The sequence below is a fragment of the Methanosphaera sp. genome (genome assembly GCF_022768985.1).
Lineage (GTDB): Archaea > Methanobacteriota > Methanobacteria > Methanobacteriales > Methanobacteriaceae > Methanosphaera.
In genome coordinates this window covers 242,969-259,547 of sequence record NZ_JALEKL010000009.1, presented here as the reverse complement: position 1 = coordinate 259,547, position 16,579 = coordinate 242,969, and the positions used below count along the sequence as shown (strand labels likewise).

Sequence of the window (16,579 nt, the reverse complement as noted above, 5' to 3'; positions counted from 1 at the left end):
CATTTTTATATATAATTTTTTTAAGTATTATATTTAATAACATTTTATTAATTTGTATTATTTATTAGTTTTATAAAATATTGATAATATATGTAAATTATTTTAAAAATAAAAATCATAAATACTAAATATATAACATTATAATATTTTTTTCTTAACTAAAAAGAAAATAAATTCACAACAACATAAGATTTATAATTAAAGGGAGAGTAATATTAAGTGATTATTGGAGGATCTGCATCACAATCATTAGCTGCAGAAGTAGCAAAACAATTAGATGAAAAATTATGTACTGTTGAAATTAAAAAGTTTCCAGATGGAGAAAAATATTTCAGAATCAAAGATGAAATTCCAGAAGATGAAAAAGTAGTAATTATTCAATCAACAGGATATCCACAAGATGAAAATATGATGGAATTATTCTTCATACTTGACACACTTAGTGACATGAATATAGAAGATATTACAGTAGTTTCACCATATCTTGGATACAGCAGACAAGAACGTAGATTTAAAGAAGTTGAATGTATCTCAGCAAAAGCAACAGCAAAACTTATTCAAAGCATGGGAGTAAAACATTTAATATCAATAAATTTACATGAAGAAAGTATCTGTGATTTATATGACATACCAGTAGATAACCTATCTGCAATGCCATCAATTGCTGAATACATAAGAAACAATCATGATGATAAAAAACCTGTAATACTTGCACCAGATAAGGGAGCAGAAAACTTTGCAAAAGAAATTGCAGAAATTCTAGATACAGACTATGACTACCTTGAAAAAGTAAGACTTTCACCAGAAGTTGTTAAAACAAAAACAAAATCAATATCTGTTGAAAATCGTAGTGTAATTATAGTTGATGATATTATAAGTACAGGTGGAACAATAGTAAATGCAATAGATATTCTTAAAAAACAAGGTGCAAAAAAAGTAGATGTTGTATGTGTACATCCAGTACTTGTTGGAGATGCAATACTTAAAATAAGTGCAGCAGGAGCATCATCAGTTAAAGCAACAAATACATTAATTAGTGAAGTTGCAAGTATATCTGTTGGAAAAACAATAGCAGATCATTTAAAAACATTACAATAAATACAAGAAAAATAAACTTTTTTTTTAAAATAAAAGGGTGGTTAAATTTGGGAGTATAATTATTTATACTCTAGTAGTCATCTTTTTGATATGACTTGTAGGAATCATTCTGGTATGAATGTTTTTTATAAGTATTTTTTTTATTATAACTATCTTTACGATAAGTATTTTTTCCACCATGATAGTTATTATCTTTTTTATGTGGATTGAATTTATTACTTTTTCTTTTTCTTTTATTTGAATATCGTTTCTTATCTTTTTTATTTGATTTATCACGAGGTTTTGCAGGTTCAATGTGTGCTCTTTTATTGTCTATGTATGTATCTCCCATGAATCTGTAGAAGTCTGATGCATGATCTTGTGGAATTTCAATAAATGAGAAGTTATCAAATATATCAATGTTTCCTATTTGACGACCAGTAAGTGCTGTTTTTTCATAGATTGAATTAAGAATTACACTAATTGTAATGTTTTGTTTTCTTCCAAGACTCATGAAGAATCTTACAAATCCTTCATTTGCATCTGTATCTCCAAATTCTTCCTGTTTATATGGACTTTCTTCAATAATTCCTTTAAGAAGTGTTGCTGCAATATCAATTGAGTTATAATCTTCTTCTATAAGTTTTTCAATGATGTATGTTTCTTTTGAAATATCTTCTGTGTTAATTCTTTCTTTAAGTTCTTCTATGAAGTTGTCTTTTTTAACTTCTTCTACATCAATAAGTGATGGAATTGGTGCTTGTTCAATCTTTGTTTTTGCATATCTTTGAATATCACGAAGTTGATATATTTCACGTCCTGATACAAAACTAAATGCTTTTCCTGTTTTACCTGCACGTCCTGTACGTCCTATTCTGTGAACATAGTATTCATTATCATTTGGAATATCATAGTTAAATACTCCTTCAACACCACCAACATCAATACCACGTGCTGCTACATCTGTTGCAACAAGAATTTCAATGTTACCATTTTTAAATTTACGCATTACATGATCTCTCTGATTTTGTGTTAAATCTCCATGAAGACCATCAGCAAGATATCCTCTTACTTGAAGATGACTTACAAGTTTGTCAACTTTTCTTTTTGTATTACAAAATACAAGTGATAAGTCAAAATCATTTATATCAAGAAGTCTTGATAGAAGTTCGAGTTTCATATCTTCTTTTACTTCAAAGTATTTCTGGTCAACATCAGGGGTGGTGAGTTCATGACGTGTTACTTTTACAATTTCAGAATCATTCTGGTATCTCTGTGCAAGTTGAAGTATTTCACCTGGAAGTGTTGCTGAAAATAGTAAAAATTGTCTTTCATCTGGTATGAATTCAAGAATATATTCTATATCATCTCTAAATCCCATGTCAAGCATTTCATCTGCTTCATCAAGTATTACTGTTTTTATTGTACTGAGATTTATTGTTCCACGTGATATATGATCCATTACACGTCCTGGTGTTCCTATAATTATCTGTACACCTTTTTTCAGTGCTTTAATTTGTCTATCTATTGGTTGTCCACCATATACTGGTAGTACATTTATTTCTGGTAGGTATGCTGCAAGTTTTCTAAGTTCTTCTGCAACTTGTATTGCAAGTTCACGTGTAGGACATAAAATTATTGCTTGCAGACTTTCATCATGTTCATTTATATTTTCAAGAAGTGGTATTCCAAATGCTGCAGTTTTTCCTGTTCCTGTTTGTGCTTGTCCTATTACATCTTTTTTTGCTAAAATCTTTGGTATTGCAAGTGACTGAATTGGTGATGCTTCCTCAAATCCCATATCTTCTACAGCTTTTTGTATTTCTTCTGATATGTTTAAATCTTTAAATTTTAATTTTTCCATAAAATCCATCTCATAGTTTTAGTATTGTTATTTTTTTTATTTCTTTTTCCAGTTTTTATCCATAATCTTTTCTTTAAGGGTTATGATTGTCTGTCTTTGTCACTTTTTTAGGGTGGGATTGTCCTTTTCTATTTTTTGTATATTTCGTATAATGATAATATTGGCATATTATCTAAAATTCCATTAAATATCTCTATATAACCCTTATTTTCTCTAAGTAAAACATGTTTTTCTTTTTTAAAACTAAAAAAAAGTATTCTTTTTATTTTTCTCTAATTTAACCCCTTATTTATTATAAATTCTTAATTTATCCTTTTTTATCTGCTAGCCTTGGGGCTTGTTAAAACATGTTTTTTTTTAAATTCAAATTCTTTTTTTCTAAGTAGAAGTTTTTGGTTTCTTTTTTAAAAAATAAGATATTTATTATTTCTAAGTTTTAAATTATTAAAATCTATTGTTTTTTTAATGTAAAATTTAATTTCTAAAAAAATAGGAAAAAATAAAAGAAGATCAGTTATCTTCTTTTGATTAGTCTTTGGTGTTTATTGATTTGTTTTTTGTTGTTTTTCTTTTAATGAATTGATAAATGCATCTTTTTTAGGTCCTACAAGTGCATGTTCTAGTACTTCTGTAAGTGTATGTACTGGAATTATTTCAATTTCATCAACATATTTTTTATCAATTAATACATCATCAAGATTTGATGCAGGTATTAATACTTTTTTAATTCCTGATTGAGCTGCAGCTTCTATTTTATATGTTGCTCCACCAATTGGTAGTACTGTTCCACGTACACTTAAAGATCCAGTAAGTGCTAGTGTTTGATCAATTGGTATATCTTCAATTGCTGAAATTATTGCTGTTGCCATTGATACACTTGCACTGTCTCCTTCTACTCCATCGTATGATTGTACAAATTGTATGTGTATATCATAGTTTGAAATGTCAGTTCCAATACTTTTCTTAATTATAGCTCCAACGTTTTGTACTGCTTCTTTTGCAATATCTCCAAGTTTTCCTGCAGCAATAATTTTACCTTCTTCTTTACTCTGGGATGGGGCTGCTTCAGCAGCAATAGGTAGTACTATACCACTTGAATCTCCAATTACAGCAAGACCATTGATACATCCAATTTTTGATCCTTCATTTGAATATACACTGTAGTCTTTTCTTTGTTTTATGTATCTGTCTGCTATTTGTTGTTCTAGTGTTCTTGCCTGTTTTTTAGCTTCAAATACATGTTCTGGTGTTACAGCATTAGCTCCTTGTTCTACTGCTATATCTCCTGCTGCTCTTACAAGTCCACCAAGATCACGTAGTTTAAGTGTAAGTGTGTCTTTTTTACCTGCACGACGTTGTGCTTCTTTGATGATTTCACCTACAGCTTCTTTTGTAAAGTGTGGTATACGTCCATCATTTTTAACTTCTTGTGCTACAAATTGTGATATTTTCTTTCTGTTTTCTGATGTATCTTCCATTGTATCTTTCATGAATACTTCATATCCATATCCACGTATTCTTGATCTAAGTGCAATGTGCATGCCATCGAGTACTTCAAGGTTTCCTGATGCTACAAGTACGAAGTCACATGGTACTGCATCTGTTCTTACCATTGCTCCACTACTGGTATCACTTTGTCCTGTAATTTGAAGTTTATGTTCTTGGAGTGCTGTGAGTAGTTCTTGTTGTGTTTTCATGTCCATTGTACCGATTTCGTCAATGTAGAGTACACCTTTGTTTGCTCTGTGGATCATTCCACTTTCTACTCTTTCGTGTGCTGGTGTTCCAAGTCCTCCTGACTGGTATGGGTCGTGTCTTACATCACCAAGTAATGCTCCTGCATGTGCTCCTGTTGCATCTATAAATGGTGCTACTTTTTTTGCATCACTATTTACTAGAAGTTTTGGTGCAAGATGTTGGGATTTTGGTTTGATTTGGTATAATGCAAAAAATACTATTCCAACAGCTATTATTGCAGTTAGGAATTGATTTGTTATAAATCCTATTGCCATAATAAGTGCTATTATTGCTATTGTTAATGTGTTCTTTTTTGATTCTTGTTTTTTGAATTCATCTTTTGCATTTTGAACTACTTTTTTTCCTTGTCCTGCAGGCATTACTCCTACAACTGGGTTGTTTGGATTTTCTACATTTGGATATATAAGTATATCTTGTAGGTCTTCTGGTGGAAGTAGTTCTGCCATTGCTTTTGCAATCATTGATTTACCAATACCTGGTTCTCCTATAAGAAGTACGTTTCTTCTTTGTTTTGCTGCTTTTTTTATTGTTTCTACAGCTTCTTCTTGACCTATAATTTGGTCAATTAGCATTGGTGGTATGTCTATGTCTTCTGTATCTGCATATTCATCTGGGTTAATTTCTGATATAACGTGACTTTTTATGTCATCTTTTGTGGGTTCTGATTTTTCTTCAGTTTTTTCGTCTTTTTGTTGACTTTCCTCTGTTTCTTCTTTTATATCAGAATTTTCAGGAATAACTATATCATCATCTAGTTCGAGTGATATGTTTTCATCTTGTTGGTTATTATCTTGGGTGGTAATATTTAACCCTCCTTAGTTTTTTTGTGAATTATTTGATTAAAATTATTATATTTTTTTTGTGATTATATTTTTATTAAATTAATGTTAAGTTATATTTTTTTTGTTATACTTTTTATTTTCTTTATTCTATTTAATATATAAATTTCTATTTATAATAATATTTAAGTAACCTAAGGTATTTAAAATATAGTTTTAATAAACTAAAACTTAAAAAATGATTCACACCTTTTTTAAATTAAAAAATTTCAAAATAAAATAAAAAAATCCTAAAAAAATAGCTACAAAATTCATAAATCCTACAAATAATTATCAATAGTATTAAATTATTTCCTAAAACATATATAAAAATTAGAAAATATTTTTAAACAACTAAAAAGGATTTGAATATGATATGAAATACATAATGTTTCAAGGAACATCATCAAATGCTGGAAAAACACTGACAGTTGCAGCACTATGTAACTTACTTGCAAGAGATGGCTATCGTGTAACACCATTTAAATCACAAAATATGTCACTTAACTCATATACAACGATAGACAATGATGAAATGTCAATAGCACAAGTAATGCAAGCAGAAGCAGCAGACATAGAACCAAACTGTAACATGAATCCAATACTTCTAAAACCAAAAGAAGGATTTGTATCACAGGTAATTGTACAGGGAAAACCAGCAGGAGATATGCGCTTTGATGACTACCAAAACAACTTCAGAGATGAAGCAATAGATGCAATAGAATCATCACTAAAAAAACTAGATGAAGACTATGATATAACAGTAATTGAAGGTGCAGGATCACCAGCTGAAATTAACATGTATGATAAAGATCTTGCAAACATGTTAATTGCAAGAATGACAGATGCAGATGTAATACTAGTTGCAGATATAGACCAGGGAGGAGTATTTGCATCAATTGTAGGAACATACTTCCTACTTCCAGAAGAAGATAGAAATCGTATAAAAGCTGTAATAATCAATAAATTCAGAGGAAATGCAGATGTACTTGACTCAGGAATTAAAAAAGTTGAAGAAATTACAGGCATACCAATTATTGGAATTATACCATTTGATGAAACATTAAATCTACCAGAAGAAGATTCAGCATCACTATCAACACATCACTTCTCAGAAAATGAGAAAATTACAATAGGAACACTAAGACTTCCAAAAATATCAAACTTTACAGATATAGATCCACTAGATTATGAACCAGATGTAGGAATAAAACTAGTAAATATATATGATAAATTTGATGATCTTGATGCATTAATAATACCTGGAACAAGAAATACAGTAAGTGACCTAATGGCACTAAAAGAACAAGGACTCTTTGATTACATACAAGAAGTAGCAAAAGAAATTCCAGTATTTGGAATATGTGGTGGATATCAAATGTTATCAAATAAAATCATAGATCCTAAGTGTAAAGAATCAAAATATGGATCTGTTGATGGAATGGGACTTCTTGATATAAAAACAGAATTTGGAACACTAACAGATAAAGTAGTAGAACAAAGTAGTGGACATGTAATAGCAGACAGTCCTCTAGGATTTAAGATGAACACACCAGTAACAGGTTATGAATTACACGAAGCAGTAACAGTACTTGGTGATGTAAAACCATTCATAAAACTAGATAAAGGATTTGGAAACGATACATCACGTAAATTTGATGGAGCAGTAAATGGTAATGTATGTGGAACATACCTCCATGGAATATTCCATAACTTTGAATTTAGACGAAGCTTTACCGATGTTCTCCGTGAAAATAAAGGACTTGAAAAATTAGGCATGGGTAATGATGATTTCAAAGATTCAAAACGTGTCAACTACAACCAACTAGGAGATCTATTTGCAGATAATGTAGATATGGACTTCATAAATAATCTACTTAAAAACTAGAAAAAAAGGATAATAAAGGGGTTTAATTTCATAACCTCTTTATTTTTTTTTAAAACATTTAACTTATTTTTTTTATAATTTTGATATTACATTAGCAAACTGCTCAAGTGTACCTGTTTCATAAACTGTTGCACCTGCTTTTTCATATTCAGATACATAACTTGTAGGTGTATTCCAGCGTATTTTCTTTTCAGGATTTAATATTATTAGACGTCTTGACTTTTTAGCAATTCTTTCAAGAATAGCTGCACTTTCAAGTTTACCATTAACAAATTCACCTTTCCAGTCACGACAATCTGTAAGAATTATAACATCAGTCTTATTATTTAAATTAGCTTCCTCTTCAAATTGTTTAAATGCCTTTGTCATATCAGATTGTCCATATGATTTAAGACCATATGCCTGGTGTGCTTCATTAATATCGTTTGTATTTTTAAAATCACAGTTAAATGTTCCTGTTACATCAACAACTTTATTGTCAAAGTCAAATATTGTAACTTTATCAAATGTCTTATAACATCCATAAAGTATTGCAAAAAACCATGTACTTACCCATTTACATGATCCACTCACATCACAAAGAAAGATTTGTTTTGTCTTTTTAAGTGGAGGTTTTTGTGTATATAACTTAACTAGGTGTCCACCATTTTTAAGATTATATCGTATTGTACGTTGCATGTCAATTTTATGTGAACGAGCAAGTTTTCTACGTTTTTTTCTCTGATTTGCAATCTTTTTACTTAAACGTCTACATATGTCAAATACACGATTATCAAAGTTATCAAGAAGTACAATACTATCTTGTGTAAGTTTTTCATTGATTATTTTACTTTTCTTTCTTTGTTCAATTAATTCAATATTTTCATTATATTGTGTGTTGTCCTGTGTTTGAACTTCAACATTTACATTTTCTGATGTTTCTTCAATCTTTTTTCGTTTTTTATTTACTTTTTCTTTGTATTTTCTATAGCTATCCTTGCTTTTTGTATCAAATACTTGTGTGTATGCTCTGTCAAATTTTACTTCATCTTCTTTATTTTTAACATAGATACATTTTAATGATTCTTTTAGATGTGCCTCATCAATGTCTTCATGGTAGTTTTCCCAGAACCATGAAGCTGTTGTTGAACTACGTATACTTACAATCATACCATCTTTTCTTAGTAGATTTGAAAGTGTAATAATACTTTCTGATGTTACCTCTGATGTCATTTGCTTCATCTTCTTTTGAATTTTAGTTAAATTTTACTATTAAAGGGTGAAACATCTAAATTCTATTAATTTAATGGAGAGGGGTATTTTTTTTTATTCATTTGTAAATAAATGTTGTACTTGTTTTTGATATTCATTTTTTACAATTACACTTACAGAATCATCAACTTCAATGATAGTTTCTGGATTTGGTATGATTGCATCATCTTCATCATTGACAAATTTTGATACAATTTTAAAATAAGGTGAATCATTTTCAATTTCAGATATCTTCTTTCCATCTAGTTCTTCATTTTGTACTGTGAATTCAAGAATTTCAGCTCCACCTTTTCCTAAAGTTACAAGAGATTGTGCAGATGGTCTGATAATCATACGTGTAATAAATCTAACAACACTTCTTTCAGGATTAATAAATCCTATTCCTAATTTCTCAAATATAGATGAATGGTCTGGATTATTAAGTTTTGATGAAATAATAGAAACACCATGTTCTTTTGCATATACAGAAGATAAGAGATTTACCTCATCATTTCCTGTTACTGCAACAAAAAAGTCAGCAGATTGAATATTTGCTTTTTCAAGTGTTGATGTATTTGCAGCACTTCCATGAACTACATAACAACTAAGATCCTCAGATGCTCTAACAAATCTATCATGATCTTTTTCAATAACTGTTATATCATGTTCTGTTTGCATCTTTTTAGCCAAGTTATAGCCAACACGTCCAGCTCCTACTATTATACCATTCATTTTATATTTCACCCTCTGAAAAATTACACAGCCATCTTTTGACTGATTTTTTTTTATTATATAATATAGTATAATAATAATTTCAATATTTAAATTTTTATTAAATTTAGATAAAATAAGCAATTGAAAAATGATAGATTGTTAAAATTTTAGTGTAAATATTTTAAAACTAGAATTAATCAATATAAATAATAAATTAATATAAAAAGTAGAATTTAATAGAAATAATTTTTGTAATAAAAGTTAGTGCGGCTGCCGGGATTTGAACCCGGGTCGTAGGCTTGGAAGGCCCAAGTCCTAGCCAGACTAGACTACAACCGCATATGTAAATATGAATTTTTTAATTTATTTAGAAATAGTTTTTTTATAAAAGTTAGTGCGGCTGCCGGGATTTGAACCCGGGTCGTAGGCTTGGAAGGCCCAAGTCCTAGCCAGACTAGACTACAACCGCATATGTAAAAATGATGCAACGACCGGGATTCGAACCCGGGTCACTACCGTGGCAGGGTAGAGTCTTAGCCAGACTGGACTATCGCTGCATATGATAATAGTTACAAGTGTCATTACTAGCAACTATTATAAACTTTATCCTATGTTATATATAAAGATTTTGGTCTAAACTTTTAACTAAAACTATTTTCCAATCAATTTTGACATTGCAACACAACGACAAATATCAGTTTTAGTTATAACACCAACATTTTTATTGTCTTCTGTTACTATTAATGCTGAAGTTTCAGATCTAAGTATAAGATTAGCAGCATTTTCTACAACTTCATTAACATCAATAAAATTAATATTAACATCCATTAACTCAGATACTGATATATCATCAATATTTAATTTTTCTGCAGGTTTTATAATTTCAAATAAATCAATATAACCTATAGATCCAATAATACTGTCATTATCATTAACTACAAATAATCTATTAATATTATATTCCTGCAATAGCCTTATTGCTTCTCTAACTTTTTCATTAGATTTTATTGAATAAATTGTATTATTCATAACATCTTTTATGATCATAACTAATCACGCACGCCATAAATTAAATTAAATTTAAAAGTTTAATAAAAAATTACTTAATTGTAAAATTTTTTAACATAAATTATTAAACATATTATTTTCAATAATATATATTATATAACTAATTTAATATTAATACTAGAATTATTATTATTTTCATACTGGAAATTTTAATTTTTTTAGACTATTTAAGGATTAAATTATTTATTATATTTCAATAAATTATTTACACAACAGATACAATAATAAAAATTGTATTAAAAGTATCCTGGAGTAGTTATTATGAGAATAAGTATGTCTCTCCCTAACAAGTTATTAACAGAATTTGATGATGTTCTTAGGGATAGAGGTTACCAATCTCGTTCAAAAGGAATTCGTGATGCTCTAAAAGATTATATTCTCAGGTATCAATGGATGAATGAGATGGAAGGAGAACGTGTTGGAGTACTAGCTGTTATATATGATCATAACTACGTAGGTGTAATGGAGTCAATGACTGATATTCAACACCATTATAGAGATCAAATTGATGCAAGTTTACACATTCACATGAATGAAAAGTATTGTTTAGAAGTTATCATTGTAAAAGGTGATGTTAAATATATACGTGAGTTAACTGAAAAATTAATGAGACTCAAAGGCGTAGAACATGTAAAACTCACTAGTGCTGGAACAGGCGAAATTGAACAATTAAGTGAAGAAGAATAAATAATTTGAAAAAATAAGAAAAATACCCACATACATCTTATTTATTCTTAAAAATCACCACACATACATCATTCATACATAGATAATAAATGAATTCTAGTGATTAGTTATATTTTCACAAAATCTACTTTTTTTAAATATTTAATAAAAACAACACAGCACACTAATTTTTTTTTTAATATAATTATTTTATAATTAGTACTTACATAACTATCTTATAATGACATATTATGACGATCTAGTAAATGATAAAAAAAGAGTATCAGCATTTAAAAAGGCAATTGATGCAAAAGCAAACGGTATAACATACGATCTTGGAACAGGATCAGGAATACTTGCAACAATAGCATCAGAAAATGCAGATATTGTATATGCAATTGAGTCAAATCCACTAATTTTAAAAAAGACAAGATCAAATTTTAAAGATTATGACAATATTAACTTAATTAAAACAGATGCAACATGCTATGAATTTAGAGAAATTCCAGATACAATAATTTGTGAGATGCTTGATACAGCATTAATTGATGAAGAACAAATACCAGTAATTAACAATGCACATAAATATTCAAATAATAAAACAATCTTCATACCACAAGGTGTTAAAAATACAATAAAGCTAACAAATTCAAAGATAAACTACATACAATACTATGAAGATGGATATCCAAAACATGAAGTATTATCTGATGAAGTAGAATATAGCACCATAGATTTCACACAAATAAATGATGAAAATGTTGATATAACAGTTAAATTAAAAGCAACAAAAGATGGAATTATAAATTCAGTAATGATAACAACATATACACATCTATGTGATGATTTAACAATAGAACCAACACCAATGCTAAATCCTCCACTTATCATACCAGTAAATCATATTGATGTTAAAAAAGATGATGTTATAGATGTACATCTTAAATATATAATGGGGGGTGGACTTAATACCATCCAAACAACTATCATGCGAAATTAAAGAATTTATAGAAGACTATGATAAACTCCTAATTCTAGGAATAGGAAACATACTACGAGGAGATGATGGTCTAGGACCATTGTTTATAGATGTAGTATATGATAAACTAACAAAAACAACAAAAAATACAGATAATATATTTCTTCTAAATGCAGAAGCAGCACCTGAAAATCAGATGACAACAATACGTCAAATAAATCCATCACACATAATAATTGTAGATGCAGTAGAATTTGACACAACACCAGGTGAAATAGTATTAATAAATAAAGAACAAATCGATGAATTTTCATTTTCAACACATTCAATGCCAATATCATTTCTAATAAACTATATAGAAACAACAATTGGAAGTAAATCAATGATAATAGGAATACAACCTGAAAGTATGACACTTGTAAATACAATATCAGATGTAGTAGATGAAAGTGTAGGTGAACTTGCAGAAATGATAGTTGAAACAATTTAATAATGGAGGATTAATTTTTATGAAAATATTATTTATAGGATCAAGACTATTTGATGATGTAGATTGGTATCTTAAGAGTGAAGGTATAACATCAATAATAACAGAATCAAATGAAAATGCAGCAAATTTAGATCTTGCAGATAAAAAATATATTGTACCACGTGGAATGGATGAACCAATGAAAATAGCAATAGATGAAGATGTTGATGCTGTAATTCCACTAATTGGTATAGATCCACCACTTATAGATGTTGGAGCACTAAAAGATAAACTAGAAAAAGATTATAATATTCCAGTAATTGCAGCAAGTGAAATGACTGCAACAATTGCAGCAGATAAGTATGATACAAAACAATTACTTGATAAAAATAATATTAAAACACCAAAATATGAAAAAATAGAAGATAAAACAAATCGTGAAAATATCTATAATAATCTTCCATTAGTAATTAAAACACCAGCAGGACAGGGAGGATGTGGTGTAAAAATAGCATTAAATAGTAGTGATTGTGATGAATTTATAGATGCAAATATAGACTCTGACATCTTTACAGAAGAATATGTGGAAGGATATGAAGCATCAATTGAAGTACTACGATATAACAATCAAACAGTACCACTTGTTCCTGTATATAAGGGAGTTACAACACTCAAAGGTGTACATCCACTTGCAAAGATAAAACAAGCACCACTAAATATTGCAGGTATAGATAATGAAAAACATAACAAAAAATTGCAAAATCTAGCAGTTAAACTTGCAGAAATGGTGGATTTATCAGGAACAATGGATATTGACATACTCCATGATGTAAATTCTGAAAATGATTATATAATAGAACTTAACACCAGACCAAGTGGTACACGTTATATGACAGCAGCATCAACTAATATCTATCCATTATGTCAACTTGTTGATATGGCAAAAGGTCAATGGGATGCATGTGATGTTAAAAAGTCTATGAAAAACTATTATGCAGCAGAACTTCCAGTTGGAGTTGTAGATGATAATAAAAATCCTAACATAAAATACTTCAAAGATGAAAACTGTTATGTTGTACATGGACCTGCAAATTATCAGAGAGTAACACTACGTGCTCAAAGTAAGTCAAAACTCACAGATCTTGCATATGATGTAGCATATGATTATGCAAATGAAAATGACCTAGATTTTAAGGATGAATATTAATTTTATTCCTCCTTAATCTTTCACTTAACTTTTTTTTAACATACTTATTTTAATACTAAAATGAACATAGATATATTATTAATAAATTATTTTATTTTTTTAGAAATAAAATGGAGGTTAGAGATAGGTGATTAGTCAAGTTGACGTACTAATATTCTTCATAACTCTCGTTGCATCAGCAGTATTTACTGCATTTGTAAGACGTGAACTTCTTGAAGCAGATATTAGAGACAATCCAATAGTATCAGAACATAGACAAAAAAGTGGAACACCTACTATGGGAGGATTAGGAATTCTATTAGGGGTTTGTTTTATAGCACTACTTCTTTCACAGGCAACTTTCACTTTTTCAAATAGTTATCTTATGGTAGTTACTATTTTCATGGTCGTTGCAGGAATCTTTGGTATATTTGATGATTTACTTGGTTTTAAAGTAAAAGAATACCAAAAAGTTGTACGTAACGATGGATCTGAAGCTGTTCAGATAGGATTATTATCACTACAACCTGGAGAAGAAGCAAGAATTGCATCAGAAAAAGCAAAAGCTGACTATGCAAAAATTGTTGAAGAAGAACATAAACTTACATTAATTGATGAAATACCAATTAAAAGTGAAACAACAGAAACTGAAAAAATTATTACTCAAATAATTCTAGCATGTTTCTTAATTCTTCCAGGATTTATACCATCAACAATATTCGGATTTGACATTGGTCTTTTAATAATACCTGTTGCAATATTTGCAATTATTGGATCTATAAACTCTGTTAATCTGATAGATGGTATGGATGGACTTGCAGCTGGTATTATTGCAATAGCTTCTATTGCATCAGCATTATATGCATCAGTGACAACTGGATCTGTTGCATCATTACCATTTGTTGTAATTGCAGGTGCATCTGTAGGATTTTTAGTATTAAACCATTATCCTGCAAAGGTATTTATGGGAGATACAGGATCATATGCATTAGGTGCAGGTTATATGGCAGCAGCACTTATTGGAAATACATTTGTATTTTCTGTAATAGCACTTGCTGTACCTATAATATCTGTAATAATAAGTCTTCTTCACAGAGCACATATTATTACATTACCTGTTGAACCATTACATCATACACTTAACTATCATGGAATGTCAGAACAAAAAATTGTTATATTATACTGGGCTGTAACTTTAATAGTTTCAGTAGTAGCTTTAATAGCATTTGGTGTAATATAATATTAATAAACTAATAAAAATTTTATAAAAAAGGTGGAGTTATTAATGGATAAATTAAGCATAAAAGCATCAAAATTAGCTGATATTATTAAAGGTAAATTATATGGTCCTGATCATACATTATCAGGAAAATATACTTTTTTAAATAAAGCACAAGAGGATGATATTGTAATAAGACACTGGATCAATGATAAAGGTGTAGAAATTGCAAAAGATAGAAAAGTATCATGTATAATTACACAAGATCCACAAGATGATACAATAAAAACAGCACAAAAGTTAGATATATCATTAATTGTTACAGATTATATTGAATATGCAACAGCATATGCACTTAACTGTGCCTCAAGGATGTATGCTTCAGATGCTTATAAGATTTCCATTACTGGTACTAATGGTAAATCTACCACCACCCATCTTCTTTATACTATTTTTTCAGATTTAGGATATAATACTTATACAAATACTGATGCTGAATCTGAGGGAAATACACTAATAGATCCTAAAGTTGCATCAGAACTTGCAGAGTTCACACAAGAAAATGGAAAAATAGATGTGGTTTCACTTGAAGTATCAGAAGTTCAAGGATGGGACGATAGAATTATGGAAAATCATGCATATGAAATGATTTCAGCTATGATGAGTGATGTAAGTATCATAACAAATGCTTCAATGGATCATATAAACTTACTTCGTTCATTTGATCATCTTCTTGATGAAATATCAGGAGCAGCAAGAGCAATAGATTATGATGATAAAGAATCATTACTTATTCTTAATTATGATGATGAAAATATACGTCCTATGAATTCAATAGTTCAAGAAAATAGCAATGTACATGTAATGTATTTTGGAAACTATCAAGATAACGATGATATTCTAGCTGTAAGTTACAAAAAGAATGTTGGAATCTATGTAGAAGATGAACTATATATTAAATATGAAGATCTTCCATTTACATCAATGCATTTTATACAAGATATAATGGCAGCAATCTGTGTATGTATATATTATGATCTTCCACAAGATGGTGTTATAAAATCACTAAAAAACTATAAACCACTTGCAAGACGTTTCATAAAACTACGAGATGATCCTGTAATTATTGATGATTTTGCACATAATCCATCAGGAATAAAACTTACAATAGAAAATGGTTATGATCTAGGATGTAATGTATTTGTAGTTGATGCAATACGTGGAAGTCGTGGCGATGATATAAACCATGAAATAGCCGAAGCATTAGCAGAAGTTCTTAAAGATAAAGATAATTATACTCTCTTTATTACATCAAGTATTGATGTTGTAGATCATCTAAACTGGGTTTGTGATTCAGAACTTGAAGTATTTGAAGATACACTAAAGAGTGAAAATATCAAATATACACATATTGAAACACTTGAAGAAAGCTTACTTAAAGCATATTCTCTTGCAGAAGATGATGATGTAATACTTCTTCTTGGAGCACAAGGAATGGATCCAGCAGCAGGAATACTTAAAAAACATGACATAATAGAATAATAAAATCCTAACCACCAAATAGAAAAAATTTTCTTTCTTACTTTTTTTAGAAATTTCTTTTAAATTTATACAATTTTTGAGTATATTTAATTAAAAAATAA

Annotated in this window: 13 protein-coding genes and 3 tRNA genes; 8 read left to right on the top strand and 8 right to left on the bottom strand. The window is 29.2% G+C overall.

Features of this window, described 5'->3' with window-relative positions; all coding sequences use genetic code 11:
- Positions 1–219 precede the first annotated feature (219 nt).
- Positions 220–1,098, top strand: a complete 879-nt coding sequence (locus tag MRZ80_RS04505; RefSeq protein WP_292536583.1) for a ribose-phosphate diphosphokinase — start codon at positions 220–222, stop codon at positions 1,096–1,098.
- A 70-nt stretch (positions 1,099–1,168) separates the two neighbouring features.
- Here MRZ80_RS04505 and MRZ80_RS04500 read toward each other — a convergent pair whose 3' ends face one another.
- Together MRZ80_RS04500 and lonB are read right to left on the bottom strand one after the other, a co-directional pair.
- Positions 1,169–2,941 carry a DEAD/DEAH box helicase gene (locus tag MRZ80_RS04500; RefSeq protein WP_292536581.1) on the bottom strand — a complete coding sequence of 591 codons (1,773 nt, stop codon included), beginning with the start codon at positions 2,939–2,941 and terminating at the stop codon, positions 1,169–1,171.
- 542 nt (positions 2,942–3,483) lie between these two features.
- Positions 3,484–5,343: an ATP-dependent protease LonB gene (gene lonB / locus MRZ80_RS04495; protein ID WP_292536943.1), complete on the bottom strand. Its 1,860-nt coding sequence runs from the start codon at positions 5,341–5,343 to the stop codon at positions 3,484–3,486.
- Positions 5,344–5,893: 550 nt separating this feature from the next.
- Here lonB and cobQ point away from each other — a divergent pair.
- A complete protein-coding gene (cobQ, locus tag MRZ80_RS04490; protein ID WP_292536578.1) occupies positions 5,894–7,405 on the top strand; it encodes a cobyric acid synthase CobQ in 1,512 nt (503 codons plus the stop codon).
- 72 nt (positions 7,406–7,477) lie between these two features.
- Here the strand turns inward: cobQ and MRZ80_RS04485 are convergent, their stop codons facing one another.
- The 6 genes from MRZ80_RS04485 to MRZ80_RS04460 form a co-directional block, all read right to left on the bottom strand.
- Positions 7,478–8,617, bottom strand: coding sequence for a VWA domain-containing protein (locus tag MRZ80_RS04485; RefSeq protein ID WP_292536575.1), 1,140 nt, complete (start codon positions 8,615–8,617; stop codon positions 7,478–7,480).
- A gap of 93 nt (positions 8,618–8,710) precedes the next feature.
- A complete protein-coding gene (locus MRZ80_RS04480) occupies positions 8,711–9,367 on the bottom strand; it encodes a TrkA family potassium uptake protein (protein WP_292536573.1) in 657 nt (218 codons plus the stop codon).
- Positions 9,368–9,614: 247 nt separating this feature from the next.
- Positions 9,615–9,688 (bottom strand) — tRNA-Gly (locus tag MRZ80_RS04475).
- A gap of 56 nt (positions 9,689–9,744) precedes the next feature.
- A tRNA-Gly gene (locus MRZ80_RS04470) sits at positions 9,745–9,818 on the bottom strand.
- 14 nt (positions 9,819–9,832) lie between these two features.
- Positions 9,833–9,906: transfer RNA gene (locus MRZ80_RS04465), tRNA-Gly, on the bottom strand.
- Positions 9,907–10,000: 94 nt separating this feature from the next.
- A complete protein-coding gene (locus MRZ80_RS04460) occupies positions 10,001–10,396 on the bottom strand; it encodes a CBS domain-containing protein (protein ID WP_292536570.1) in 396 nt (131 codons plus the stop codon).
- Between the two features lie 282 nt (positions 10,397–10,678).
- Here MRZ80_RS04460 and nikR point away from each other — a divergent pair, with 282 nt between their 5' ends.
- The 6 genes from nikR to MRZ80_RS04430 all read left to right on the top strand — a co-directional run bounded on the left by nikR (position 10,679) and on the right by MRZ80_RS04430 (position 16,478).
- Positions 10,679–11,104: a nickel-responsive transcriptional regulator NikR gene (gene nikR, locus MRZ80_RS04455; protein WP_292536568.1), complete on the top strand. Its 426-nt coding sequence runs from the start codon at positions 10,679–10,681 to the stop codon at positions 11,102–11,104.
- Positions 11,105–11,324: 220 nt separating this feature from the next.
- Positions 11,325–12,083 carry a 50S ribosomal protein L11 methyltransferase gene (locus MRZ80_RS04450; RefSeq protein WP_292536565.1) on the top strand — a complete coding sequence of 253 codons (759 nt, stop codon included), beginning with the start codon at positions 11,325–11,327 and terminating at the stop codon, positions 12,081–12,083.
- A complete protein-coding gene (gene hycI / locus MRZ80_RS04445) occupies positions 12,043–12,552 on the top strand; it encodes a hydrogenase maturation peptidase HycI (RefSeq protein ID WP_292536563.1) in 510 nt (169 codons plus the stop codon). The genes MRZ80_RS04450 and hycI overlap by 41 nt, the downstream gene beginning before the upstream one ends.
- A 19-nt stretch (positions 12,553–12,571) precedes the next feature.
- On the top strand, positions 12,572–13,738 hold the full coding sequence (locus MRZ80_RS04440) for an ATP-grasp domain-containing protein (protein WP_292536561.1): 1,167 nt from the start codon (positions 12,572–12,574) through the stop codon (positions 13,736–13,738).
- Between the two features lie 127 nt (positions 13,739–13,865).
- The gene (locus MRZ80_RS04435) at positions 13,866–14,957 is read left to right on the top strand and encodes a phospho-N-acetylmuramoyl-pentapeptide-transferase (RefSeq protein WP_292536560.1); all 1,092 of its coding nucleotides are present in this window, start codon (positions 13,866–13,868) and stop codon (positions 14,955–14,957) included.
- A 45-nt stretch (positions 14,958–15,002) separates the two neighbouring features.
- Positions 15,003–16,478, top strand: a complete 1,476-nt coding sequence (locus MRZ80_RS04430) for a Mur ligase family protein (protein ID WP_292536558.1) — start codon at positions 15,003–15,005, stop codon at positions 16,476–16,478.
- Positions 16,479–16,579 lie beyond the last annotated feature (101 nt).